Annotated in this window: 20 protein-coding genes and 1 other annotated feature; of the genes, 8 read left to right on the plus strand and 12 right to left on the minus strand. The window is 57.2% G+C overall.

Annotated features, from left to right (window positions below; translation table 11 throughout):
* The first annotated feature begins 16 nt into the window (after positions 1-16).
* The gene (locus ACQUTD_RS06685) at positions 17-1,441 is read left to right on the plus strand and encodes a PTS transporter subunit EIIC (RefSeq protein ID WP_473274121.1); all 1,425 of its coding nucleotides are present in this window, start codon (positions 17-19) and stop codon (positions 1,439-1,441) included.
* Here the strand turns inward: ACQUTD_RS06685 and cueR are convergent, their stop codons facing one another.
* A complete protein-coding gene (gene cueR / locus ACQUTD_RS06690) occupies positions 1,442-1,852 on the minus strand; it encodes a Cu(I)-responsive transcriptional regulator (RefSeq protein WP_072567601.1) in 411 nt (136 codons plus the stop codon). It lies immediately after the preceding gene.
* 95 nt (positions 1,853-1,947) lie between these two features.
* Between cueR and copA the strand changes: the two genes are divergently transcribed.
* The 3 genes from copA to ybaK all read left to right on the plus strand — a co-directional run bounded on the left by copA (position 1,948) and on the right by ybaK (position 6,021).
* Positions 1,948-4,449, plus strand: coding sequence for a copper-exporting P-type ATPase CopA (copA, locus tag ACQUTD_RS06695; protein ID WP_473274119.1), 2,502 nt, complete (start codon positions 1,948-1,950; stop codon positions 4,447-4,449).
* 98 nt (positions 4,450-4,547) lie between these two features.
* Positions 4,548-5,357 carry a TraB/GumN family protein gene (locus tag ACQUTD_RS06700; RefSeq protein WP_473274117.1) on the plus strand — a complete coding sequence of 270 codons (810 nt, stop codon included), beginning with the start codon at positions 4,548-4,550 and terminating at the stop codon, positions 5,355-5,357.
* Positions 5,358-5,541: 184 nt separating this feature from the next.
* The gene (gene ybaK / locus ACQUTD_RS06705) at positions 5,542-6,021 is read left to right on the plus strand and encodes a Cys-tRNA(Pro)/Cys-tRNA(Cys) deacylase YbaK (protein ID WP_321986995.1); all 480 of its coding nucleotides are present in this window, start codon (positions 5,542-5,544) and stop codon (positions 6,019-6,021) included.
* A 46-nt stretch (positions 6,022-6,067) separates the two neighbouring features.
* Here the strand turns inward: ybaK and ushA are convergent, their stop codons facing one another.
* A complete protein-coding gene (gene ushA, locus ACQUTD_RS06710; RefSeq protein ID WP_473274115.1) occupies positions 6,068-7,720 on the minus strand; it encodes a bifunctional UDP-sugar hydrolase/5'-nucleotidase UshA in 1,653 nt (550 codons plus the stop codon).
* Between the two features lie 179 nt (positions 7,721-7,899).
* Between ushA and ACQUTD_RS06715 the strand changes: the two genes are divergently transcribed.
* Complete coding sequence (locus tag ACQUTD_RS06715; RefSeq protein WP_072567596.1) at positions 7,900-9,117, plus strand: MFS transporter; 1,218 nt, start codon at positions 7,900-7,902, stop codon at positions 9,115-9,117.
* Positions 9,118-9,349: 232 nt separating this feature from the next.
* Positions 9,350-11,026, plus strand: a complete 1,677-nt coding sequence (ybaL, locus tag ACQUTD_RS06720) for a YbaL family putative K(+) efflux transporter (protein WP_473274114.1) — start codon at positions 9,350-9,352, stop codon at positions 11,024-11,026.
* Between the two features lie 52 nt (positions 11,027-11,078).
* On the opposite strand, the gene ACQUTD_RS06725 is transcribed toward ybaL, so the two are convergent.
* The 9 genes from ACQUTD_RS06725 to ACQUTD_RS06765 form a co-directional block, all read right to left on the minus strand.
* Complete coding sequence (locus ACQUTD_RS06725; RefSeq protein ID WP_473274113.1) at positions 11,079-12,383, minus strand: inosine/guanosine kinase; 1,305 nt, start codon at positions 12,381-12,383, stop codon at positions 11,079-11,081.
* Between the two features lie 60 nt (positions 12,384-12,443).
* Entirely contained in the window at positions 12,444-13,406 is a 963-nt protein-coding gene (gene hemH / locus ACQUTD_RS06730; RefSeq protein ID WP_473274112.1) for a ferrochelatase, read from the minus strand.
* Positions 13,407-13,526: 120 nt separating this feature from the next.
* Positions 13,527-14,171 (minus strand): adenylate kinase, encoded by a 645-nt coding sequence (gene adk, locus ACQUTD_RS06735; RefSeq protein WP_072567592.1) that lies wholly within the window; start codon positions 14,169-14,171, stop codon positions 13,527-13,529.
* 233 nt (positions 14,172-14,404) lie between these two features.
* Positions 14,405-16,279, minus strand: a complete 1,875-nt coding sequence (gene htpG, locus ACQUTD_RS06740; RefSeq protein ID WP_473274110.1) for a molecular chaperone HtpG — start codon at positions 16,277-16,279, stop codon at positions 14,405-14,407.
* 111 nt (positions 16,280-16,390) lie between these two features.
* On the minus strand, positions 16,391-16,996 hold the full coding sequence (gene recR, locus ACQUTD_RS06745) for a recombination mediator RecR (protein WP_072567590.1): 606 nt from the start codon (positions 16,994-16,996) through the stop codon (positions 16,391-16,393).
* Positions 16,996-17,325 (minus strand): YbaB/EbfC family nucleoid-associated protein, encoded by a 330-nt coding sequence (locus ACQUTD_RS06750; RefSeq protein ID WP_072567589.1) that lies wholly within the window; start codon positions 17,323-17,325, stop codon positions 16,996-16,998. Before ACQUTD_RS06750 ends, recR begins: the two co-directional genes overlap by 1 nt.
* A gap of 81 nt (positions 17,326-17,406) precedes the next feature.
* Complete coding sequence (dnaX, locus tag ACQUTD_RS06755; protein ID WP_473274108.1) at positions 17,407-19,341, minus strand: DNA polymerase III subunit gamma/tau; 1,935 nt, start codon at positions 19,339-19,341, stop codon at positions 17,407-17,409.
* Positions 18,010-18,074, minus strand: a sequence feature (DnaX frameshifting element). It overlaps the preceding gene by 65 nt.
* Positions 19,342-19,460: 119 nt before the next feature.
* The gene (gene apt / locus ACQUTD_RS06760; protein WP_318363262.1) at positions 19,461-20,012 is read right to left on the minus strand and encodes an adenine phosphoribosyltransferase; all 552 of its coding nucleotides are present in this window, start codon (positions 20,010-20,012) and stop codon (positions 19,461-19,463) included.
* Positions 20,013-20,164: 152 nt separating this feature from the next.
* Complete coding sequence (locus tag ACQUTD_RS06765; RefSeq protein ID WP_318375866.1) at positions 20,165-20,542, minus strand: DUF454 family protein; 378 nt, start codon at positions 20,540-20,542, stop codon at positions 20,165-20,167.
* Positions 20,543-20,610: 68 nt separating this feature from the next.
* Between ACQUTD_RS06765 and priC the strand changes: the two genes are divergently transcribed.
* Positions 20,611-21,138, plus strand: a complete 528-nt coding sequence (gene priC, locus ACQUTD_RS06770; RefSeq protein ID WP_473274107.1) for a primosomal replication protein N'' — start codon at positions 20,611-20,613, stop codon at positions 21,136-21,138.
* 13 nt (positions 21,139-21,151) lie between these two features.
* Complete coding sequence (rsmS, locus tag ACQUTD_RS06775; protein WP_072567584.1) at positions 21,152-21,310, plus strand: pleiotropic regulatory protein RsmS; 159 nt, start codon at positions 21,152-21,154, stop codon at positions 21,308-21,310.
* Between the two features lie 34 nt (positions 21,311-21,344).
* Here rsmS and mscK read toward each other — a convergent pair whose 3' ends face one another.
* The gene (mscK, locus tag ACQUTD_RS06780) at positions 21,345-24,698 is read right to left on the minus strand and encodes a mechanosensitive channel MscK (protein WP_473274104.1); all 3,354 of its coding nucleotides are present in this window, start codon (positions 24,696-24,698) and stop codon (positions 21,345-21,347) included.
* Positions 24,699-24,748: the final 50 nt, after the last annotated feature.

Below are 24,748 nucleotides of genomic sequence, written 5' to 3' on the forward strand. Positions count from 1 at the left end.
CTTCAGGACGAAAATCATGAAAGGAACGCTGGAGGATAACGCCAGTTCGCTGCTTACACTTATTGGCGGGAGTAATAATATCATTTCCATGGGACATTGCCTGACGCGATTGCGGCTGGTACTGCATGATGAGAAGTGTATTAATATTCAGGAACTGGAAAGCAATGATTTAGTTAAAGGTTGTTTTAACGCTAACGGGCAATTTCAGATTATTATCGGCCCCGGGCTGGTTGATAAGGTTTATGAGGAAATTTCCCAGCAGCGCGGAAATACTCCAGTCCCTTCCCAAAAACCATCCGAAAAACGCGGCAACCTGTTACAGCAACTGATAAAGAATCTTGCCGATATATTTATTCCGGTCCTGCCAGCGATTGTCGCCTCCGGGCTATTACTGGGGCTGAATAATATTCTGGTTAATCCGGGGCTGTTTTTTGATGATGCGCTGATAAAACATTATCCCTCCTGGCAGGGCGTGTCCGGCATTATTAATCTTATCGCCAACACCTCTTTTCTGTTTTTGCCTGCGCTGATTGGCTGGTCGGCAGTGAAAAAATTCGGCGGTAATCCGGTGCTGGGGATTGTGCTTGGTCTGCTGCTCATCCACCCGGATTTAATGAGCGCCCAGCAGTTCTCAAAAACGCCGGATCAGGTGCAGTACTGGTCGATTATGGGCCTGGAACTGAAAAAAGTGGCCTATCAGGGGCAGGTGATCACCGTACTGCTTTGCGCCTGGTTACTGGCGCGTACTGAGCGTTTACTGGCGCGCGTAGTTCCGGATATGGTGCAGGTGATTATCGTCGCGCCCGTGACCCTGCTGGTCACCGGCTTTGCGGCATTTTTAGTGATTGGTCCGCTGACCATGCTGCTGGGAAATGGCATGACCGGCAGCATTTTGTGGTTGTTTGACGTCGCGCCTGGGCTGGCGGGCGGGGTTTTCGCCGCTATCCTGTCGCCGCTGGTGGTAACGGGGATGCATCATCTGTTTTTAGGCGTGAATCTGCAAATGATCGGCACCCTGGGGTACACCACCCTGTGGCCGATTCAGGTGATGGCGAGCCTGGCCCAGGGAATGGGCGCGATGACGATTTTCTTTCTGGTACGCAATAAAAAGATGCAGGGCGTGGCCGCAATCGCTGCGGTATCGGCCTGGCTTGGCGTCACGGAACCGGCGATTTTTGGCGTTAATCTGCGCTATCGCTTCCCCTTTATGGCGGCGATGTTCGGCGCAGGCATCGCGGGCAGCATCGTCGCCAGCTATCAGGTGAAAGCCCCGTCGATAGGCATTTCCGGGCTGCCGGGTTTTCTGTCGGTGTTTACGGAGCACTGGACGGTCTATTTTATCGCCATGGGCACATCGCTACTGTGCACCGGGCTGTTTACTCTGCTGTTATCGCGTACCCGCTGGTTTCGCCAGGCGCTTTCGCCGGGCGACGCAGGCTGATTATGCCTGCGCCTTGCGATGGCAGCAGCCCGAGAGATTATCAATAATCGGGCAGTCGGCGCTGTCATCGCCCGGACAGGAGGCCGCCAGCGTCAGCAACTGTTCGCGCATCGATTGCAGCTCAACAATGTGGCGCTCAATCTCCGCCACTTTTTGCAGCGTGCGCGCTTTCACATCAGCGCTGTGCCGCGCCGGATCGTTAAACAGCCCCACCAGCTCGCCGCACTCCTCAAGATTAAATCCCACCTGCCGCGCCTGACGCAGCAGCGTCAGCTCATCAAGATGTTTTTGCGTGTAGTGCCGGTAACCGTTGTCACTGCGTAACGGCGGCGTCACCAGCCCTTTTTCCTCGTAAAAACGGATCGCTTTGCTGGTTAAGCCGGTTTTTTTCGCCACATCGCTGATATTCATCTTTCCCCCTTGACCTTCCCCTTGATGGAAGGTTTAACCTTTATAACTGTAATCAATGTGTGTATTGGTTCAACCGAAATTACAGGAGTTTAATTATGTCGCAAACCATCGCTTTAGCGCTTGATGGCCTCACCTGTGGCCACTGCGTGAAACGTGTTAAAGAAAGTCTGGAGCAGCGCCCTGACGTTGAACAGGCGGAAGTGACGCTGACCCATGCCGACGTGACCGGCAGCGCCAGCGCGGCGGAGCTTATCGATACCATTAAACAAGCCGGGTACGACGCGAGCCCCGAATACCCAAAGGCTAAACCGCTGGCAGAGTCATCACTCCCGTCGGAAGCACTGACAGCGGCGCAACCTGAGCTTCCGGCAGCGGATGACCTGCAAGACAGCCAGCAGTTGCTGTTAAGCGGCATGAGCTGCGCCAGCTGTGTCTCCCGCGTGCAAAAAGCCTTACAGGCGGTACCGGGCGTCAGCCAGGCACGGGTCAATCTGGCGGAGCGCTCTGCGCTGGTAATGGGCAGCGCCTCCGCCGCTGAATTAGTGAGCGCGGTGGAAAATGCCGGCTACGGCGCGGAGATCATCGAAGATGATGTGAAGCGCCGCGAGCGCCAACAGGAAACCGCCCTTGCGACCTTAAAACGTTTCCGCTGGCAGGCCATTGTCGCGCTGCTGGTCGGTATTCCGGTGATGCTGTGGGGCATGACGGGTGACAATATGATGGTCACCGATGCTAACCGCACCCTGTGGCTGATGATCGGCGCTATCACTCTCGCCGTGATGGTGTTCGCGGGCGGGCATTTTTACCGCAGCGCCTGGAAAAGCCTGCTGAACCGCACCGCCACCATGGATACCCTTGTCGCGCTGGGGACGGGCGTGGCCTGGATCTATTCCATCAGCGTCAACCTCTGGCCGCATGCCTTCCCGATGGAAGCCCGCCACCTCTACTATGAAGCCAGCGCGATGATCATCGGCCTGATTAACCTCGGGCATATGCTGGAAGCACGGGCGCGGGCGCGCTCGTCAAAAGCGCTGGAACGTCTGCTCGACTTAACGCCGCCCTCGGCGCGCGTGGTCACCGACGCGGGTGAGAAAACCCTTCCGCTGGCGGAGGTGCAGCCGGGCATGATCCTGCGCCTGACCACCGGCGATCGCGTGCCGGTCGACGGCGAGATCGTCCAGGGCGAGGCCTGGCTGGATGAGGCGATGCTTACCGGCGAACCGGTGCCACTGCAAAAAAGCCAGGGTGACAGCGTTCACGCCGGAACGGTAATGACCGATGGCAGCGTGCTGTTCAAAGCCAGCGCCGTCGGCAGCCACACCACCCTGTCGCGCATTATCCGTATGGTGCGCCAGGCGCAGAGCAGCAAGCCGGAAATCGGTCAGCTGGCGGATAAAATCTCGGCCATTTTTGTGCCGGTGGTGGTCGCCATTGCCCTGTTCAGCGGCGCGATCTGGTATTTCTTCGGCCCCGCGCCGCAAATTGTTTACACCCTGGTGATCGTCACCACGGTGCTGATCATCGCCTGTCCGTGCGCGCTGGGGCTGGCCACGCCGATGTCGATTATCTCCGGCGTCGGGCGCGCTGCTGAATATGGCGTGCTGGTGCGCGATGCCGATGCGCTGCAACGCGGCAGCCAGGTGGATACGCTGGTCTTCGACAAGACCGGCACCCTGACAGAAGGCAAACCGCAGGTGGTCGCCGTCACCCTGACCGGCGCTTATCAAGAACGCGAGGTGCTGCGGCTGGCTGCGGCGCTGGAGCAGGGATCCAGCCATCCGCTGGCCCGCGCAATCGTCGAAAAAGCCGCTGACGACGCGCTGCCGGAGGTGCGGGATTTCCGTACCCTCGGCGGGCTGGGGGTCAGCGGCACAGTGGATAATCACGCGCTGTTGCTGGGCAACCAGGCGCTGCTTAATCAACAGCGCGTTGATACCCGCGCGCTTGACGAGGCGATTGCCGCCCGGGCGGCGCAGGGCGCGACGCCGGTGCTGCTGGCGGTGGACGGCACCGCCGTGGCGCTACTGGCGATCCGCGATCCGCTGCGTTCCGACAGCGTGAGCGCGCTGGCGCGTCTGCATCAGGCCGGCTACCGGCTGGTGATGCTCACCGGCGATAACCCGGTAACCGCGAAAGCCATTGCGCAGGAAGCCGGAATCGATGAGGTAATCGCCGGGGTACTGCCGGACGGTAAAGCCGATGCGATTAAGAAATTGCAGCAGGAAGGCCGTCAGGTGGCGATGATCGGCGACGGCATCAATGATGCCCCGGCGCTGGCGCAGGCGGAAGTGGGGATCGCCATGGGCGGCGGCAGCGATGCCGCCATCGAAACGGCGGCTATCACCCTGATGCGTCACAGCCTGACGGGCGTGGCGGATGCGCTGGATATTTCGAAAGCGACGCTGCGCAATATGAAGCAGAACCTGCTGGGAGCCTTTATCTATAACTCGTTGGGCATTCCCATTGCCGCAGGGGTGCTGTGGCCGCTGACCGGCTCGCTGTTAAGCCCGGTAGTGGCGGGCGCGGCGATGGCGCTGTCGTCCATCACCGTGGTGAGCAACGCCAACCGCCTGTTGCGCTACAAACCTAAAGCCTGATCCGCACCGGCGGCCTTCCTGCGGGAGGGTCGCCGTTAGCCGATTTGCACCCACCTTCCCCGCGCGCTAGCATGGTCCTTTCTTTTGCGGGAGCCTGTATGAGCCTGTTTAGCCGGTTAAAAGTTTGGTTTGACGCACTGTGGGCCCCCCGTTATCCGTGGCCCGCGATAGATTTGACGCTGCCCGGCGGGCGTCATCTTCATCTGGTCGGCAGTATTCATATGGGTACGCGCGACATGGCTCCCCTGCCCGCTGGCTTGCTGAAAAAGCTTCATCAGGCGACGGCGCTGATTGTCGAGGCTGATGTCTCCGGCCAGGCCTCACCCTTTAACGATCTTCCGCCGCGCGCGCCGCTGGCGGAACGGCTGACGGACGCGGAACAGCGCGATCTTGAAACGCTGCTACAAACCTTATCCCTTGCCCCTGACATCTTTGACGATCAGCCCGCGTGGAAAATCGCGCTGGTATTGCAGGCTACCCAGGCGCAGCGGCTGGGCCTGCGTCCGGATTTCGGCATTGATTATCAGCTGTTGCAGGCGGCAAAACAGGCGGCGCTTCCGGTGATGGAGCTGGAAGGGACGCAGAATCAAATCGATCTGCTGAGCCAGTTGCCCGACGACGGCAAAGCCCTGCTGCTGGATACGCTGGAGCACTGGCACACCAATGCCCGGCTGTTGCAGGTGATGATTGGCTGGTGGATGAATAAACCGCCGGAAGAACGGGACATCGCCCTGCCGTCGACCTTCAGCGAGCCGCTGTATGAGATCCTGATGCATCAGCGTAATCAGGCGTGGTGTGAGCATTTACTGGCGTTGCCGCCGGGGCATTATGTGGTAGCCGCGGGCGCGCTGCATCTGTACGGAGAGGGGAACTTGCCGACGCTGTTGCGGCAAAAAAATGGCCAATAATCATATTGGCCCGTCAAAGAGGAATTTCATCATTATTGTAGTTCTGGCGTTAACGCCAGTGCGCGCTAATTGTCGCTCAAAGTTAGCGCAACTGCCAACACTATTGCGCAAGATGGTACTATTTTTGCGCCCCTTGCCCGGCGTATGCTGGCTGTGTGATACCTCAGTGGTAAGAAGGATTTTTATGACACCCGCCGTTAAATTACTGGAAAAAAACAAGGTTACTTTTCAGCTTCACGCTTACGATCACGATCCCAGCGAAACGAATTTTGGCGATGAAGTGGTGCGTAAGCTCGGCCTGAATGCCGATCAGGTTTATAAAACGCTTTTGGTGGCGATAAACGGCGACATGAAGCAGTTAGCCGTCGCCGTCACGCCGGTGGCCGGACAGCTGGATCTGAAGAAAGTGGCGAAGGCGCTGGGCGCGAAGAAAGTGGATATGGCCGATCCGATGGTGGCGCAACGCACTACGGGATACCTGGTGGGCGGCATCAGTCCGTTAGGGCAGAAAAAGCGTCTGCCGACGCTGATCGACGCCCCGGCGCAGCAGTTTGCCACCATTTATGTGTCGGGCGGCAAACGCGGGCTGGATATTGAGCTGGCGGCGGCGGATCTGGCGAAGATCCTTGATGCGAAATTCGCCGATATTGCCCGCCGCGAGTAGGCCCCTCACCCCGGCCCTCTCCCCAGGGAGAGGGCAAGAGAAAGGGTTACTGCCAGACCACCTCGCCTTTCGGCTCAAAGGTCGCGGCATCCAGCGGTGAATTCTGCTGGATAAACTGCTTGAGCACTTCCGCGTCAATAAAGCCGGTATTTACATAGCCCGGCTTTTCATCAATGCGCGGGTAGCCATCGCCGCCGGTGGCGTTAAAGCTCAGCGTCGCCATGCGGTAGGTTTTGGCGTCATCCACCGGTTCGCCCTTGATTTTGAGATCGTTAAGCTGGCCGTTCGCAGAAGTGAAGCTGACGTTAGCAAACTGCGGATAAGCGCCGGAATCTGGTTTCATTTTCGCCACGGCGCTCAGGTACTCTGTCACCTCTTTGCCGCTCATGTCGACATAGACCACGATGTTGCCAAAGGGCTGCACTTTCAGCACGTCTTTGTAGGTGATGTCCCCGGCCTCAATGGAATCCCGAATACCGCCGCCGCTCATCACCGCGAAATCGGCAGTGGTGCGCGCCATTTGCGCCGCAAGGATCAGATGCGCCAGGTTGGTCTGCACAAAACGCACTTTGCTGCGATCGCCTTCCAGGTGCGCGTTCACGTTACCTATTTTCACATCCAGCTGGGCTTTGCCTTTGTTCTGGAACGGCGTCAGCAGAGAGAGCATCTGGGCGTTTTCCGGGATTTCCGGCGTGTAGAGCACGCGTTCACTGTCGCCGTTATCATAGGTCACTTTTTTCTTCAGGTTGACCGGGATCAGCTGGTAACGCACCATTTTCATCTCGCCATTGCGGAATTCAAAATCAGCTCGCCCGACATATTTTCCCCATTCATGCGCCTGTACGATCCAGATACCGTTCTGGCGATCCGGCGCGCACGGCGTACCCGGCACGTAATCCACCTGTTTTTTGTTTTCCGACGCCATGCATACCGGGTTTTGCGAGTGACCGCCGACAATCATCGTCAGCGCGCCCGCCGGCAGGCTGCGTGCCATTTCCACATCCCCTGCCGCATTGGAGCCGTGCTCGCCGTTATCGTAATGGCCCATATGCGTTGTGGCGATCAGGATGTCCGGCTTCTCGTTGGCATTCAGCTCCTGAATGACCAGCTTCGCTTCTTCCGCCGGTTTGCGAAATTCAATGTCGGTGAAATACTCGGGATTACCGATTTTTGCCGTGTCATCGGTGGTCAGGCCGATAACCGCAATTTTTAAGTCCTGGCGTTTGAAAATCGCCCAGGGCTTGAACAGCCGTTCGTTGGTGCTTTTCTGATAAATATTGGCGGAGAGGAACGGGAATTTCGCCCACTTTTCCTGCTGGCGCAGCACGCTGAGCGGGTTATCAAACTCGTGGTTGCCGACGGCCATCGCGTCATAACCAATCAAATTCATGCCGCGAAAATCGGGTTCGGCGTCCTGAAGATCGGATTCCGGCACGCCGGTATTGATGTCGCCGCCGGAGAGCAGCAGCACGCTGCCGCCCTCTGCCGCCACCTCTTTGCGAATACCGTCCACCAGCGTTTTTTGCGCCGCCAGACCATATTCACGGTAATCGTTACGCCAGAAATGGCCGTGATGATCGTTGGTATGCAGAATGGTGATTTTATAGGTTTTATCTTTTTCGTAGGCCTGAGCCGGTAAAGTCGTCAGCCCCAATGCCGCCAGCATTGCCAGCGCGATGCCCTGCTTTACAAATTTCATGCTTCTCTCCCTGATCCTTAACAGACGCAAAAAGTAGCGTGCCCGGCAATATTAGACAAATAAGTTTTCAGAATTGCGACTTCCTTCAAACCTTTCGGGCAGGTATGTTAGGCAGATAATTATTAGTCATCTTTATGATAAACACCTGCCCCTTCCACCATTAAAAAGAAGTGAATTTTATGGCAATAAGTGAACCCGCCCCGGCCTTGTCGGGATCGCCTGCGTCGCCGCAGGCGCGCACCTCGTTTGGCATTCTGGGGGCGATCAGCGTCTCTCATCTGCTTAACGATATGCTGCAATCGCTCATCCTCGCGATTTATCCGCTGTTACAGTCTGAGTTTTCCCTCACTTTCGTGCAGATCGGTCTGATCACCCTGACCTTCCAGATGGCCTCGTCGCTGCTGCAACCGGTGGTCGGCGCTTATACCGATAAACACCCGATGCCGTGGTCATTGCCGATTGGCATGTGCTTTACGCTGAGCGGACTGGTGCTGCTGGCGCTGGCGGGCAGTTTCGGCATGGTGCTGCTGGCGGCCGCGCTGGTGGGCACGGGATCGTCAGTATTCCACCCGGAGTCATCCCGCGTGGCACGCATGGCCTCCGGTGGACGTCATGGCCTGGCGCAGTCCCTGTTCCAGGTGGGCGGCAACTTCGGCAGTTCACTCGGCCCTTTGCTGGCGGCGTTAGTGATCGCCCCATACGGCAAAGGCAACGTTGCCTGGTTCGTGCTGGCTGCGCTGCTGGCGATCGTGGTGCTGGCGCAGGTCAGCCGCTGGTATGCGGCGCAGCATCGCGTCAATAAAGGCAAACCGGCGGTGAAAGTAATCAATCCGCTACCGCGCAATAAGGTGATCCTCGCCGTTTCCATCCTGCTGATGCTGATTTTTTCGAAATATTTCTATATGGCGAGCATCAGCAGCTATTACACCTTTTATTTGATGGAAAAATTTGGTTTATCGGTGCAAAACGCCCAGTATCATCTGTTTGCGTTTCTGTTTGCTGTGGCCGCTGGCACCATGATTGGCGGCCCTCTCGGGGATAAGATTGGCCGTAAATATGTGATTTGGGGCTCAATCCTCGGCGTTGCGCCCTTTACCCTTGTTTTACCCTATGCATCTCTGTACTGGACCGGCATTTTAACGGTGATCATTGGCTTTATTCTCGCCTCGGCGTTTTCCGCCATCCTGGTCTATGCCCAGGAGCTGCTTCCGGGGCGGATTGGCATGGTTTCCGGTCTGTTCTTCGGCTTTGCTTTTGGCATGGGAGGCCTTGGCGCCGCTGTGCTGGGGCTGGTTGCCGACCATACCAGTATCTTTTTGGTTTATAAAATCTGTGCTTTCCTGCCATTACTGGGGATCTTAACGATATTCCTGCCCGATAACCGGCAGAAAGCGTAATTTACGGGCGACCAAACCGCATGGGTGGTCGCCCGATCCTCCCGCCCCATCAGCCCGCCAGCCCCTCTCCTTTCAGATCCTGGCTGATGCCCGATTTTTTAGCACAGGTTGCTCTTTTCTTCAGAATTCAACAATTATTCATCAACATAATGGTTAAAATTGTCATAAACTGTAATTCGGGCTTTTGGTTTTCGACCAAAAATGGATACACACCTTCACGAAAGGAGATGGGATGCATCACGCCACACCGCTTATCACCACCATTGTCGGCGGCCTTGTGCTCGCTTTTATCCTCGGCATGCTTGCCAACAAATTACGCATTTCGCCACTGGTGGGCTATTTGCTGGCGGGTGTGTTAGCCGGACCCTTTACCCCGGGCTTCGTTGCCGATACCAAACTGGCACCTGAACTGGCCGAGCTGGGCGTGATCCTGCTGATGTTTGGCGTGGGGCTGCATTTTTCGCTGAAGGATCTGATGGCGGTAAAGTCCATCGCCATACCCGGCGCTATCGCACAGATTGCGGTGGCAACCCTGCTGGGCATGGCGCTCTCGTCTCTGATGGGCTGGTCACTGATGACCGGTATCGTATTTGGTTTATGTCTTTCCACCGCCAGTACGGTGGTGCTGCTGCGCGCCCTTGAGGAGCGGCAGCTTATCGACAGTCAGCGCGGGCAAATCGCCATTGGCTGGCTGATCGTTGAAGATTTAGTGATGGTGCTGACGCTGGTGCTGCTGCCTGCGGTGGCGGGCATGATGGAAAAAGGCAATGTCGGCCTCGCCACTCTGGCGCTGGATATGAGTATCACCATCGGTAAGGTGGTGGCCTTTATCGCCATCATGATGCTGGTGGGCCGCCGTCTGGTGCCGTGGATCCTCGCACGCAGCGCGGCGACCGGATCGCGGGAACTCTTTACGCTTTCGGTGCTGGCGCTGGCCCTCGGCATTGCTTTTGGCGCGGTGGAGCTGTTCGACGTTTCCTTTGCCCTCGGCGCGTTCTTCGCCGGTATGGTGCTGAACGAATCCGAACTGAGCCACCGGGCGGCGCACGATACCCTGCCGCTGCGCGACGCCTTCGCGGTGCTGTTCTTTGTGTCGGTGGGCATGCTGTTCGATCCGCTGATCCTGATCGATGAGCCGCTGGCGGTTGTGGGTACGCTGGCGATCATTATCTTCGGTAAATCCGTGGCCGCCTTCTTCCTGGTGCGCCTGTTTGGTCACTCGCCACGCACGGCGCTGACCATCGCCGCCAGCCTCGCACAAATCGGTGAATTCGCCTTTATCCTCGCCGGACTGGGAATGGCTCTTGATCTGCTGCCACAGACCGGGCAGAACCTGGTGCTGGCCGGGGCGATCCTGTCGATTATGCTGAACCCGATCCTGTTCGCCATCCTTGAAAAATACCTCGATAAAACCGAAACCCTGGAAGAGCAGACGCTGGAAGAAGCCATCGAAGAAGAGAAGCAGATCCCGGTGGACATTTGTAATCATGCGCTGCTGGTGGGCTTTGGCCGCGTCGGCAGCCTGCTGGGTGAGAAGCTGATGGCGCAGGGTATTCCGCTGGTGGTGATCGAAACCTCCCGCTCCCGCGTCGATGAGCTGCGCGAGCGGGGTATCCGCGCGGTGCTCGGCAACGCCGCCAATGAAGAGATCATGAATCTGGCGCATCTCGACTGCGCCCGCTGGCTGCTGCTGACGATCCCGAACGGCTATGAAGCCGGGGAAATCGTGGCCTCGGCGCGGGAGAAGTGCCCGAACATTGAGATTATCGCCCGCGCGCATTATGACGATGAGGTGGATTACATCACTGAACGCGGTGCCAATCAGGTGGTGATGGGCGAGCGCGAAATCGCCCGCACCATGCTGGAACTGCTGGAAACGCCGCCTGCGGGCGACGTGGTGACAGTATAAGGTCAGGGTGCCGGACAAGTTTTACTATCCTGTCCGGCCTGTAATCACGAAATCAACGCTCCCAGTAAGCTTCTTCGAGGCTGTCTTCACGCTCCGGCAGCCCGCGGGTCAGACGTGGCGAATGCTGATTCAGCACCTGATAGCTCACACGGTTAGCGTATTTGCACATCTGCGCCAGCGATGAGTAGCTGAGCCAGGTGTAGTTATGCTTACTGGAGTTCGGCACGTTAGTGCGATGGAAGTTGTTGGCGGTGATATCGTGCAGCAGCGCTGCCAGCGCGCCATCGCCTGCGCCGTTAGTGTTCATGATTTTCTCCGGGCCGCCCATGTAAGGCGCGATATGGGAGAAAATGCGCAGCGGCTGCTGGCAGTCCTGATGACGCATGGCGCGGCTGAACTCATACTGGTTGAATTCCGCGATCGCCCCCGGCAGCAACGGGTGCTGGGTTTTGCGTTTCGCCTGCTCTTCGGTGAAACCCGCCATATATAAACCCACCGGACCGGCGGTGCAGAGCACCAGATCCACCCAGTCCAGCGCGCTGTTACAGGCCAGCAGCGGATCGCTCTCGCCGGTCAGCGCTTCCGCTTCCTCTTCGTTCATGGCGAGGATCGAGACATTCTCTTTCAGGAAATCACGCCACCACTGCGGGTTATCGGCGATAACGTATTTGGTGCCCAGCGTCAGTACCACCGGCACGTTATGCTTTTTGGCGTACTCCACCGCTTTCATGGTCGCGTCGCGCATCGGCTCGTCCGGTTTGCAGCGCACCAGGTAGGAGGTCAGCACCAGCGCCGAGGCACCGGCTATCACCGCTTCCGGAATGCTTTCCGGGCGCAGCTGGTTCATCGCGCCAGGGCTGATTGCAAAGGTTCGCTCGCCGGAGTCGCTCACCAGCGTAAAGCAGCGCCCTATCGGGCCATCAACGCCCTGAAGGTAATTCAGATCGGTACGGCTGGAGGTGTTGCACAGATAGCGATAGGCATAGCCGCCGATCTCGACATTGCTGCACATTACGCCCAACAGCACCGAGCGGTCATCCGCCAGCACCGAATAGTTGTGCATGGTGTTGCCGATGGTGCCGCCGGCAAACTGGTGCGTGATGAGGTTGTCGCGCATCAGCTCCTGGTACAGCGCTTCCGCCACTTCATCGCTGATCACCAGCGAATGCCCGGCGCTCAGACCGTAACGTTCAACAAACGCGTCATCCACTTTCGCTTCGATATCTACAAGCGTCTGATCAATACCCACCACCCAGGAATTACTGGCGTCGCTGACCGGCTGAAGTTGTTGTAACAGCGGATCGCGGGCGTTAACAGGAAAGTAGTGTTTGGATTTGCGTTTGCCGGGAAATTTCATAATCAGTAATAGTGAAGAATTGGGCCGCAAATGGTAGCACACTCGCGGCCCGCTTCGCGATCAGCGATAAGGGGCCGTCAGGCTGACCATCATCTCAATATGATCGGCTGAATCATTAAGCGCCGGAATATATTCATATTTTTCGCCACCCGCTTCGAGGAAGAATTCGCGGTTCTGCACGGCGATTTCCTCCAGCGTTTCCAGGCAGTCAGCGGCAAATCCCGGGCACAGTACCTGGATGTGCTTAATGCCCTTTTCACCGAGCATTTTCAGCGTCTCGTCGGTGTACGGCGTCAGCCACGGCTCGCGGCCAAAGCGCGACTGGAAGGTCATCATCACTTTTTCCGGCGGCAGGCCAAGGGCGGAAACCACTTCACGGGTGGTGTCGCGGCAGCGCTGCGGATAATCATCCCCTTCGTCAGCATAGCGCTGCGGGATCCCGTGATAGGAGAGCAGCAGCAGATCCGGCTCGCCATGAACGGCAAAGGAGGCGCGAATGCTGTTTACCAGCGCGTCTATATAGGCTGAATTGTCGGCGTAATCGCGAATAAAAGAGACGCCGGAAATACGGCGTTTTTTTGCCAGAATACGCGCCAGCTCATCCCAGACGGCAGCCACGGTGGAGCAGGAATATTGCGGATAGAGCGGCAGCACCACCAGATGTTCCACCCCCTGCGACAGCAGTTCGTCCACGGCACTTTCCAGCGATGGCGAGCCGTAGCTCATACCGAGCGCCACCGGCATTTCCGGCAGACGGGCGGCCAGCGCCTGTTGCTGACGACGGCTGTAGACCATCAGCGGCGAGCCTTCTTCCATCCACACGGACTGATAAAGTTTGGCGACGCGCGGTGAACGGATCGGCAGGATCACGCCGCGCAACAGCGGCCACCACAGCAGACGTGGGGTATCGACCACCCGCCGGTCGCTTAAAAACTGCCGTAAATAGCGTTTAACGGCCTGGGGTGTGGGTGCATCCGGGGTGCCCAGATTCGCCAGCAGTATGCCGGTTTTCGCCTGACTCATTCGCGCCTCTTATCCTTTTAAACGGGCGATAATTGTAGCTGAATTGCAGGTAAACGAAACCAATTGTAGCGAAAGGGAAAACAGAAGGGAGTTCCCCGGTGAGATCACCGGGGATAAGCATTAGCCGAGGATGTTGGCCAGCTCTGCGCGAACGTCGCTCACCGCTTTGGTGCCGTCGACTTTCACATATTTGGTGTTGCCGGCTTCGGCTTCTTTCTGGTAGTAGCCGATCAGCGGCGCGGTCAGCTGATGGTATTCCACCAGACGTTTACGCACGGTTTCTTCCTGATCGTCTTTACGGGTGGTCAGCTCTTCGCCGGTAACATCGTCTTTGCCTTCCACTTTCGGTGGATTGAATTTGATGTGGTAAACACGGCCAGAGGCCGCATGAACGCGACGGCCAACGATACGGTCAACGATCAGTTCGTCCGGTACGTCGAATTCCAGGACGTAATCCACGTTGATACCGGCTTCTTTCATGGCGTCAGCCTGCGGAATGGTACGCGGGAAGCCGTCTAACAGAAAACCGTTGCGGCAATCTTCCTGAGAGATACGTTCTTTCACCAGCGCGATAACCAGCTCATCGGTAACCAGTTTACCGGCGTCCATGATGTCTTTTGCCTGTTTGCCCAGCTCGCTGCCGGATTTAACCGCGGCACGCAGCATGTCACCTGTGGAAATTTGCGGAATGCCATATTTCTCCATGATGAACTGTGCCTGAGTTCCTTTCCCCGCGCCTGGAGCGCCAAGCAGAATGATACGCATTGCGAAAATCCCCTCAAAGGTTATCAAAATTTTTTAAAAAAGCGCTAAAAGATACCATTATCACGCCTTCGCCTCAAGAAAGGCGCCCGACGCTGAAACGGTTAATGGGGAATTATAAGAAAAGCGGTAATTCTGGCGAAAAAATGCCGGATGGCGCTGACGCTTATCCGGCATACAGGTTGATCGTCCAGACAGGATAAGCGCAGGGGCTTATCCGGCAGGAAATGACGCTATCAGGAAACCAGCAGCTGGTTCATACGGCGGATAAACTGGTTCGGATCTTCCAGCGTGCCGCGCTCGGCAAGCAGCGCCTGATCCATTAACAGTTCAACCCACTCTTTAAACTGCGCGTCGTCCTGGGTATCGGCGGCGCGTTTTACCAGAGCGTGATCCGGATTCAGTTCAAAGATGTACTTCACGTCCGGAACGGCCTGGCCCGCAGCGGCAAAGAGTTTCGCCATCTGGGTGCTCATTTCGTCGTTATCGGTGGTGACGATGGCTGGCGTGTCGGTCAGACGATGCGTCAGACGCACCTCTTTCACACGGTCGCCCAGCAGGGTTTTCACGCGCTCAACAAACGGCTCCAGCGCTTTTTCCGCTTCTTTCGCGCTTTCGTCCACTTCGTCGTTCAGCTTGTCGAGTGACTCATCGGCTTTGGCGACAGACTGGAACGGCTTGCCGTCGAACTCGGTCAGGTAGCTCATCATCCACTCATCGATGCGGTCAGAGAGCAGCAGCACTTCGATGCCCTTCTTACGCAGCAGCTCCAGGTGCGGGCTGCTCTTCGCGGCCGCGTAGCTGTCGGCGGTGATGTAGTAGATCTTCTCCTGGCCTTCTTTCATGCGCGACACGTAATCGGTGAGCGACACGGTCTGCTCTGAAGAATCAGTGTGCGTGGAGGCAAAGCGCAGCAGTTTAGCGATGGTTTCCTGGTTGGCGGTGTCTTCCGCCGGGCCTTCTTTCAGCACCAGACCGAACTGCTTCCAGAAAGTGAGGTATTTTTCAGCATCGTCTTTCGCCAGTTTTTCCAGCATTTGCAGAACGCGTTTGCTCAGCGCGCTGCGCAGGTTGCGGGTGACGTTGCTGTCCTGCAGGATCTCACGGGAGACGTTCAGCGGCAGATCGTTGGAGTCGATCAGGCCACGCACGAAGCGCAGGTAGTTCGGCATGAACTGTTCAGCGTCGTCCATAATGAACACGCGCTGCACGTAGAGTTTCAGACCGTGCTTGTGATCGCGGTTCCACATGTCAAAAGGCGCGCGGGACGGAATATACAGCAGGCTGGTGTATTCCTGTTTACCTTCAACGCGGTTGTGACTCCAGGTCAGCGGATCGGTAAAGTCGTGGGCGATGTGCTTGTAGAATTCGTTGTACTCGTCGTCTTTGATTTCCGACTTGTTACGGGTCCACAGGGCCTGGGCTTTGTTGATTTTTTCCCAGCTGACGATGGTTTCGCCGTCTTTCTCTTCCTGTTTCTCGATTTCTACCGGCAGCGCAATGTGATCGGAGTATTTGCTGATGATAGAGCGCACGCGCCAGTCGTTGAGGAAGTCGTCTTCCCCTTCGCGCAGATGCAGGGTGATCTCGGTGCCGCGATCCTCTTTGGTGATATCGGCAACGGTGTAGTCGCCCTCACCGGCAGATTCCCAGAACACGCCGTTTTCCGCGCTGTCGCCTGCCGCACGGGTGCGCACGGTGACTTTATCGGCCACGATAAACGCCGAGTAGAAGCCGACGCCGAACTGACCGATCAGTTGGCTGTCTTTCGCCTGGTCAGAGCCCATGGCTTCGAGGAAAGATTTGGTGCCGGATTTGGCGATCGTACCCAGATGGTCGATGACCTCGTCACGGTTCATACCAATACCGTTGTCGGCAATGGTCAATGTACGCTTCTCTTTATCGAAGGAGACGCGTACGCGCAACTCACCGTCGCCTTCATAAAGATCGGGATTCGACAACGCGCGAAAGCGCAGTTTATCTGCCGCATCCGAGGCGTTAGAGATAAGCTCACGCAGGAAGATTTCTTTGTTGGAATACAGCGAGTGGATCATCAGATGCAGAAGCTGTTTGACCTCTGACTGGAAACCGCGTGTTTCTTGTCCTTTCATCGAAAAAATACCTCAACAATGCCATTTGGTGTTGAGGGGGAAATGGGGATATGCGGGAAGAATTTCAAGCGGGGGCAAAGAAATGCCCCCGATTTTTTTTACTGATTTTTACTAAAGGTGGATCTTGTGACGCCCGGCCAGCGAGTGCGACAGCGTCGTGCCGTCGACCATCTCCAGCTCGCCGCCCACCGGCACGCCGTGGGCGATACGGCTGGCATCGACGCCATACTGCGCGCACAGCTCCGCAATATAGTTGGCGGTCGCCTCCCCTTCCACCGTCGGATTGGTGGCGAGGATCACCTCTTTCATCTGTTCAGACGACAGCCGCTGCTCAAGCTTATCAAGGCCAATGTCGTTCGGCCCGATGCCATCGAGCGGCGACAGATGCCCCATCAGCACAAAGTAACGGCCGGAAAACTGTCCGGTCTGCTCAATGGCGTAGATGTCAGCAGGACTTTCCACCACGCAGATTTGACCGTTTTCCTGGCGACGCGGATTTGCGCAGATATTGCACACTTCCTGTTCGGTGAAGGTGCGGCACTGTGCGCAATGACCGATTTCAGACATTGCGCGCGTCAGGGCCTGTGCCAGTCGCATACCGCCGCTGCGATCGCGCTGGAGCAGCGAAAACGCCATACGCTGCGCGGACTTCGGGCCAACGCCCGGCAGACTGCGCAGTGCTTCCATCAGCTGATTTAACAGCGGGCTGGCTTGCATCAGAACGGCATCTTAAAGCCTGGCGGCAACTGCATGCCGGAGGACACGCCCGCCATTTTTTCTTTCTGGGTTTCTTCAATACGACGCGCCGCATCGTTGAAGGCTGCCGCCACCAGATCTTCCAGCATATCTTTATCGTCTTCGAGCAGGCTCGGATCGATTTCCACGCGACGGCAGTTATGCGCGCCGTTGATGGTCACTTTAACGAGGCCCGCGCCGGATTCGCCGGTCACTTCCAGCTTCGCGATCTCTTCCTGCATCTGCTGCATTTTTTCTTGCATCTGCTGGGCCTGTTTCATCAGGTTACCCAGACCACCTTTACCAAACATAGGCTTCTCTCTCAGGCTAGGGGTGATTTACCGGTCAGGTAAGTCACATTCAGGGTTGGCGACAGTCAGCACCGCTGGCTGTCAAATGGGGCGAATACTTTCATCATCCAGCTCCGCGTCAAAAAAGCGCCGCAGCGTCTGGATATTATTATCCGCGACAATCGACTCGCGCGCCTGCGCGAGTTTTTCTTCATAAATCGTCTGCCGCCATTCCAGCGGCGTGCGTACCGACGGATTATCATCTTCAATGATAGTCAGTTCAACTGCTTCGCCGCATAAGGTCGACAGCGCTTCCGTCAGCACCTTAGCCGCACCCGCCGAATTCAGATGGCGCTGGGTCGGACGCAGATGCAGGCAAATGCGGTTGCCGTCCTGTTCTTTCCAGGCGTTGAGCGCCACCTGCTCCACCAGTTTCGGCAGATTAAGCTGGCTGACCTGCGCCGCCCAGGGATCGCGGGCAATGGCTTCTTCCGCGAGTTTTTTCGCCAGCTCCGGCGTTCTTTCATGCTCCAGCGCTTTTTTCAGCGCCTTCGGCGTGGCGACTTCTTCTTTTACCGCTTCGGTGACCGTGGTCGTTTTCCAGCGATACGCTTCTTTTTTAGCAGGCGGAGCCTCCTGGGTCGATGAAGCAGGACGCGACTGCACGCGTTCGCTCATGGTCGCCAGGCGCTCCAGCGCAGCGTTATTCACCGGCCGCGCGCGGGTTGCCGCTGCCGGTTCACTCTTTTTTGCTTTGGTCGCTCCCTGGGCACGAAGCTGATTACGCGCCGCCAGCACCTGACTGGTGGTATCCGGTAATGGCGCGTCATGGCTTATGGCCGGTGGGGCGACGGCGTGTTGTTGCGGGGCGACCTGCGTCGGGTTCAGAACAGCCGTGGGGGCCACCGGCGCGAAAGACTGCTGCGGAACCTGCGGCTCCGGCAGCGGCTGGCGCGGGTGGAAGGCCAGCGCACGCAGCAGCGTCATTTCGACGCCCATACGGCGATCCGGCGCGTACGGCAATTCTTTACGACCAATCAGCATCGCCTGGTAGTAGAGCTGCACGTCAGTCGGCGGCACGGTGCGGGCCAGCTCGCGCATACGGTGCTCAATGGCAGCCATGTCGCTGCTGAGCGCGGCCGGGGAGAGTTGCACCATGGCGATGCGGTGTAAGAGCGTTTGCATCTCCACCAGCAGGGCTTCCCACTCCACGCCACGGGCGGCGGCGTCGTTGAGCAGCGCCATGACGCGTTCGCCGTTGGCTTCCACCACCGCTTCAATCAGCGACAGCGCCTGATCGTCGTCGAGCGTGCCGAGCATCTGGCTGACGGCCTGAGTGGTCAGCTGACCGTCGCCGCTGGCAATCGCCTGATCGGTTAAGCTCAGGGCATCGCGCAGGCTGCCGTCGGCGGCGCGCGCCAGCAGTTGCAGGGCGCGCGGCTCGTGGCTGATTTTTTCTTCGTCGAGAATGTGCTCAAGCTGCTGGCGGATCTGATCGACGTCCAGCGCTTTGAGATGGAATTGCAGGCAGCGCGATAAGATCGTCACCGGCAGTTTTTGCGGATCGGTGGTCGCCAGCAGGAATTTGACATGCGCAGGCGGCTCTTCCAGCGTTTTCAGTAACGCATTGAAGCTGTGGCGCGACAGCATGTGCACTTCATCGATCAGATAGACCTTGAAGCGGCCACGGGCTGGCGCGTACTGCACGTTATCCAGCAGATCGCGGGTATCTTCAACTTTGGTGCGGGAAGCGGCATCGATCTCAATCAGATCGACAAAGCGCCCCTGCTCGATTTCACGGCAGTTATCGCAGACGCCGCAGGGCGTGGCGGTGATCCCGGTTTCGCAGTTCAGTCCCTTCGCCAGCAGACGGGCAATGGACGTTTTACCGACGCCGCGGGTGCCGGAAAAGAGATACGCATGATGAATGCGTCCCAGGGATAAGCCGTTCGCCAGGGCGGTCAGCACATGTTCCTGGCCGACAACGTTAGCAAAAGTTTGTGGTCGCCACTTACGGGCTAAGACCTGATAGCTCATTGGCAGGCTCTGCAACGCTGAAAGGTGATTTACGAGGGGTTATGCTAACACAGCAACAGGCTGAATACACTTCATCATGCAAGCCAGCAGGCCCGCATGATGAATGTCGATGACGGGTATTAGTGACCCGGGAATGGCACCAGGCTAAAGCATTTAATACCCTGTTTTTCAAGGCGCTGTTCGCCGCCGATATCAAACAGGTTAATGATAAAGGCCGCGTCTGTGACGTCGCCGCCCAGACGGCGGATCAGCTTCACGGTGGCTTCGATGGTGCCGCCGGTCGCCAGCAGATCGTCCACCACCAGCACTTTGTCGCCAGGCTTGATGGCATCGACGTGGATCTCTAACTGATCGGTGCCGTATTCCAGCTCATAGCTTTCCGCGATGGTTTCACGCGGCAGTTTACGGGGCTTACGCACCGGAACGAAACCAACGCCCAGCGCCAGCGCAACCGGTGCGCCGAACAGGAAGCCGCGGGCTTCAGTACCAACAACTTTGGTGATACCGGCATCCTTAAAGCGCTCAACCAGCAGTTCAATGCTGAGGGCGTAGGCTTTCGGGTCTTCCAGCAAACTGGTGACATCACGGAACAGGATGCCCGGTTTCGGATAATCCTGGATACTTTTGATGCTGTCTTTTAAATATTCAAGCTGCTGCGCAGTCGCGGTCATGGATTTTTTGCCTGATAGAAACGGTGTTACTCACGGCACGCTGAGAAGGATCAAATGCAACCATTGTTTAACATTTAACCAGGAGTGCCCGTGCTCGAAAACGCTCGAATTTACTGGCTGCGCGCGACAAATGCAACACACTTCCGTTCGCGTCACTGATTTTGTTGTTTTTCGTCAACCACCGGGATGCGCCACATAAAAATCAGCAGGCAGGCGAGGATGCATAACAACAAAATGCGTACCCACATCAGCTTTACCAGCCATAATGACAGCGCAAAGGTGAGCAGGATCACCACGATTGCGCGGGGCTTCGCGCCCGGCGGCATCGCGCGGTGCTTCTGCCAGTGCCGCAGATAGCCGCCAAACCATGAGCGATAAAGCAGCCACTGGTGAAAGCGCGGCGAGGAGCGGGCAAAGCACCAGGCGGCAAGCAGGATAAAAGGCGTAGTGGGTAACAGCGGCAGCACGACGCCCAGCGTCCCCAGGACTACCGCCAGCCAGCCGATGATGATTAAAATAGTGCGTTGCATGATAGGGATCGTTATCTGATGTTAGGGTCACTTTAACACAGGCTTTGAATGAATGACCGGAGAGACAGGTGAAAACGGTTCGACTTTTACAGACGCTCGCTGAGCAACTGGCGGCATTACGGATGCAGGTTGCGCCCCTTGCCGGCCATGCCACCGTCAGCGCGCGCTTCGATCGCCAGCTTTTCCGCACGCGCAGCACGCTGATGTCCGCCTGTCTTGAAGAGGCGGAAGCCAATCTCGCCGCCCTTCATCATGCGGTTGAGAAAGCGCAACTGGCGCAGGTAAGCTGGCTGGCGGAGCATCTCAGCGCGCAAATTGCCGCCCTGATGCGCGAAACCGCCACCTGGTCGCTCAGGCAGTGGGATCATGCGTCGCCGGGGATCGCAAAATGGCAGCGCCGCCGTTTGCAGCATCAGGAGTTTGAGCGCCGTCTGATCGAAATGAAACAGACACGGGAAGCGCGATGCCGCGCAGCCGTCGATCCGGCAGAACAGCAGAAACTGCAACAGGAGATCGTGGCGCTGCAAGGCCGGCTGTCCCGCTGTCAGACTGCATTACATCGTATTGAGTCCGTGCTGGCACGGATGACCCGCTAAGGAAGACGTTATCATGTCATTAGAGAATGCCCCGGACGACATTAAACTGGCGGTGGATTTGATTATGCTGCTGGAAGAACACGCCATTCCGCCGGATACGGTGCTGAAAGCGCTGGAGATCGTACGCCGGGATTTTGAAAAGAAAGTGGCGGCAAGCGCCGCCACAGAGTGACCCTCTCCTGTGGGAGAGGATCGGCGGATGTCTGTCAGGCGATGCCTGGCGCGGAATTATTCCCGCGCAGGTCACGTTTGACTTCGGTATGCTCGTCGCCTTTCGCGTTATGCAGATGCACTTCCAGCTGGTTAAAGGCAAGGTCGATACCGTTTTCACGGCACAGACGGTCAATGGTGCGGTTCAGCTCATCCACGGTGTAGCTGCGGTCGCGCAGTTCGCGCACGTACAGACGCAGTTCGTGATCCAGCGTGCTCGGCCCGAAGGTGGTGAAGAACACCGCCGGTTCCGGATCGTGCATCACTTTCGGATGCTCCATCGCCGCTTTTAGCAAGACCTCTTTGACCTTCTCCAGATCCGAACCGTAAGCCACGCCAAGACGCACCACCACGCGGGTGATGGTATCGGACAGCGACCAGTTGATCAGCCGCTCGGTCACAAAGGCTTTGTTCGGGATGATCACCTCTTTACGATCAAAATCGGTAATGGTGGTGGCGCGAATGCGGATCTTACTGACCGTACCGGAGAAGGTGCCGATAGTCACGGTATCGCCAATGCGCACCGGACGTTCGAACAGAATGATCAGGCCGGAGACGAAGTTACCGAAGATCTCCTGCAAACCAAAACCCAGACCGACAGAGAGCGCCGCGGCCAGCCATTGCAGTTTATCCCACGACACGCCGAGCGAGCCGAAGACCGTCATCGCGCCGACGGCGATGATCACGTAATTAAGGATCTGCGTGATGGCGTAGGACGCGCCCTGGCGCATTTTCAGCCGTGAGAGCACCAGCACTTCAAGCAGACCCGGCAGGTTGCGGATCAGCGCCCAGGCCACCACCAGCGCAATGACGGCAAACAGCAGACTGCCCATGGTGACGTTTTTCACCACGTTAACGCCCGCTTCGCTGCCGTTGTAATGCCACAGCGTAATGCTGTCGAGATAAGCGAAGACGGTGATTAAATCAGACCAGATCGCCCAGAACACCACGCCGAACAGCGCAATCATCACCAGCATGGTGATACGCAGGGTTTGCTGGTTGATCTGCTCCAGCGCCATGGTCGGCTCTTCCTGCGGCTCGGCCCCTTCTGCGCCCTCTTTCACCAGGTTCTGTCGACGCGCCAGCGCCCGACGATAGGCAATACGGCGGGCCGCCACGCTTAAACCGCGCAGGACGGTCTGGTACAGCAGGTTCCAGATAATCACCAGGTAGACGGTTTCGATCCAGCGGCCGGAGAGGCGCAGCGTGGTATAGAAATAGCCCGTGGCCGTCAGCACCATCAACGCCACCGGCACAATCGACAGCACGGTAATGGTGATCAGACGAATGCTGTGCGACTCTTTATCGTGCCAGCTTTCGCGAAACATCGGCCAGATCAGCGCGGAGATAACCAGCAGGTTAAGCAAAATCACCACCTGCCCTATCACATCATCCATCAGGTGCAGCGGTGACAGTTCCGATACCACCGACCAGAAATGCAGCGGCAGCAGAGCGAGGCTTAACCGCACAATCTGCCGACGCCAGTGGCTGGTGAGCGCGGGAGGCATGTTGAAATGCTTCACGGCGACGCCGTCTTTTTCCAGCACTTTCCAGCACAAGCCGAATACCAGCCAGTAAAGCGCCAGTTTTTTACTGAACGCCCACAGCAGTTCGCTGATATTGAGCTGCATGGTGAGCAGGATCAGGCCAGCGGCGAGGATCAGCATGCATACCGGCAGGGCACGGATCAGATCGATAAGAATGGCCTTTGGCGTATGCAGCTGGCTGTCGTTACGCAGCTGTCCCACTTCATCCGCGAGCTTCGCCTGATACTGTTTCAGCCAGCGCAGACGCCAGCGGATCAGACCGGCAATCAGCAGCAGCGGCAATCCGGCGAGCAGCGCGATAGCCACCGCAGGCCAGGCTTTTTCCCAGTTAACGGTGATGTTGGTCGATTTGATCTGCTCTTTCAGCGCTTCGGGGAAGGCTTTCAGCCACTCCCAGTCCATCGGCTTATTACTGTTGATCCAGAATATTTGCTGGGTAAGGATTTCCTGCAGGCTTTTGGAGACGCTCATCAGCTGCTGCTGATTCACCTGGAGGTTAATCGCCATCATCAGCTGATTGCCCAGCTGCTTGTTCAGCTGATCGAGAAGCTCACGACGCATATCCACCACCTGAAGCAGCGCGTCATGCACTTCATCATTCACCTCGCTCTGGTGGCCCTCTTCCAGCTTCGACACGAAGGCGTCGTTCTGGAACAGCGCGTCACGTTGCTGGTTGATTTCAAACTGTTCCAGACGCAAATCCGCGATGCGGTTGGTCATGTCTTCCAGCTCATCCGCCGACGGCAGCGTCTGTTGCTGCTGATACAGAATGCGGGATAACAGCAGACTGCCTTTCAGCACCGCGATCTGCTCTTTGACGTTGCGTTCGGATTGCAGGGCGCGATCGAGCCAGTTTTTGACTTTGATATTTTGCTGCACCAGCGCGTTGCCGCTTTCGGTGGCATCAATCAGCCGCTGGCTGAGCTGATGGTTAATATCAAGCTCCTGTTTCACCAGCGGATTCGCCTGGATACGGGCGGTTTCGTCCGGGTTGACGGCTTCCTGGGCGGTTTTTTCGGTAAGCGTCAGGCGCTTATTATTGACCGCATCCTGTAACAGCTGTAGCTGATGCTCCAGCAGATTACTGTTGGCGGTGACGTAATCGCGCTGTTTTTGCAGCGTATCCTGCAGCGTGGTATTCCCTTCGAGGCTTTTCCGCTGCTGCTCAATTTGCGCGTTCAGCAGCGCCTGTTGCGCCATCAGCAGCTCTTGCTGCGTAGGACGCAGCGCCCCTTCTCCGGTCATGGTGCCGTTCAGACGGTTGCGGATCTGTTGCAACTCCTGGGAGGCGGCATACATGGCGTTCTGCACCCGCTCCGGCTGTGTCTGTAAAGACACCAGCTGGCTGTTATAGGTGGAGAGATCGTTTTGCGCCGTCTGCAAATCATCCAGCACCTGAGCAACGCGGGATTCCAGCTGACGCAACGACAGCGCGGCCAGGGTTTTACGCGTTTCGTCGTCATTGTCTTTATCGTTTAACGCGTTCAGCCCTTCCGTCGCCTGACGGAGTTTTTCCGGGGCCTGGGCGACTTTCTGTTTCAGCAGCGCCGTTTCCTGTTTGATACGCTCGATTTTATCAAGCGTGTCCAGGGTTTCGGTCAGATCTTCAATGACCAGTTTATCCTGCGGACTGTGGGTTTTTTGCTTGTTCAGCGCATCCAGCCGACTTTGCGTTTCGGCGCGGGATGGCAGATCGGTTGCGGCCTGGGCTACGTTTATCGTGACGCAAAATGACGCGACGAATAAACACAGCGCAAAGGCAAACGCGGAAATCGGGTTTTGCGGGCGTATGGTGTGCAGCATAATTTTAGTGTGAATGTGTTCTTAACCGGAAAGCGGCCGGAAATAGCCTG

The organism is Enterobacter sp. K510, from assembly GCF_055804875.1.

Bases quoted from the DNA above. Each gene is read 5' to 3' on its own strand.
- mscK (WP_473274104.1), bottom strand. From the start codon at position 24,698: ATGCTGCACACCATACGCCCGCAAAACCCGATTTCCGCGTTTGCCTTT.
- ACQUTD_RS06700 (WP_473274117.1), top strand. From the start codon at position 4,548: ATGAGCCTGTTTAGCCGGTTAAAAGTTTGGTTTGACGCACTGTGGGCC.
- cueR (WP_072567601.1), bottom strand. From the start codon at position 1,852: ATGAATATCAGCGATGTGGCGAAAAAAACCGGCTTAACCAGCAAAGCG.
- recR (WP_072567590.1), bottom strand. From the start codon at position 16,996: ATGCAAGCCAGCCCGCTGTTAAATCAGCTGATGGAAGCACTGCGCAGT.
- ACQUTD_RS06725 (WP_473274113.1), bottom strand. From the start codon at position 12,383: ATGAAATTTCCCGGCAAACGCAAATCCAAACACTACTTTCCTGTTAAC.
- apt (WP_318363262.1), bottom strand. From the start codon at position 20,012: ATGACCGCGACTGCGCAGCAGCTTGAATATTTAAAAGACAGCATCAAA.
- copA (WP_473274119.1), top strand. From the start codon at position 1,948: ATGTCGCAAACCATCGCTTTAGCGCTTGATGGCCTCACCTGTGGCCAC.
- ACQUTD_RS06685 (WP_473274121.1), top strand. From the start codon at position 17: ATGAAAGGAACGCTGGAGGATAACGCCAGTTCGCTGCTTACACTTATT.
- dnaX (WP_473274108.1), bottom strand. From the start codon at position 19,341: ATGAGCTATCAGGTCTTAGCCCGTAAGTGGCGACCACAAACTTTTGCT.
- hemH (WP_473274112.1), bottom strand. From the start codon at position 13,406: ATGAGTCAGGCGAAAACCGGCATACTGCTGGCGAATCTGGGCACCCCG.
- adk (WP_072567592.1), bottom strand. From the start codon at position 14,171: ATGCGTATCATTCTGCTTGGCGCTCCAGGCGCGGGGAAAGGAACTCAG.
- ybaL (WP_473274114.1), top strand. From the start codon at position 9,350: ATGCATCACGCCACACCGCTTATCACCACCATTGTCGGCGGCCTTGTG.
- rsmS (WP_072567584.1), top strand. From the start codon at position 21,152: ATGTCATTAGAGAATGCCCCGGACGACATTAAACTGGCGGTGGATTTG.
- htpG (WP_473274110.1), bottom strand. From the start codon at position 16,279: ATGAAAGGACAAGAAACACGCGGTTTCCAGTCAGAGGTCAAACAGCTT.
- ushA (WP_473274115.1), bottom strand. From the start codon at position 7,720: ATGAAATTTGTAAAGCAGGGCATCGCGCTGGCAATGCTGGCGGCATTG.
- ACQUTD_RS06715 (WP_072567596.1), top strand. From the start codon at position 7,900: ATGGCAATAAGTGAACCCGCCCCGGCCTTGTCGGGATCGCCTGCGTCG.
- ACQUTD_RS06765 (WP_318375866.1), bottom strand. From the start codon at position 20,542: ATGCAACGCACTATTTTAATCATCATCGGCTGGCTGGCGGTAGTCCTG.
- ybaK (WP_321986995.1), top strand. From the start codon at position 5,542: ATGACACCCGCCGTTAAATTACTGGAAAAAAACAAGGTTACTTTTCAG.
- ACQUTD_RS06750 (WP_072567589.1), bottom strand. From the start codon at position 17,325: ATGTTTGGTAAAGGTGGTCTGGGTAACCTGATGAAACAGGCCCAGCAG.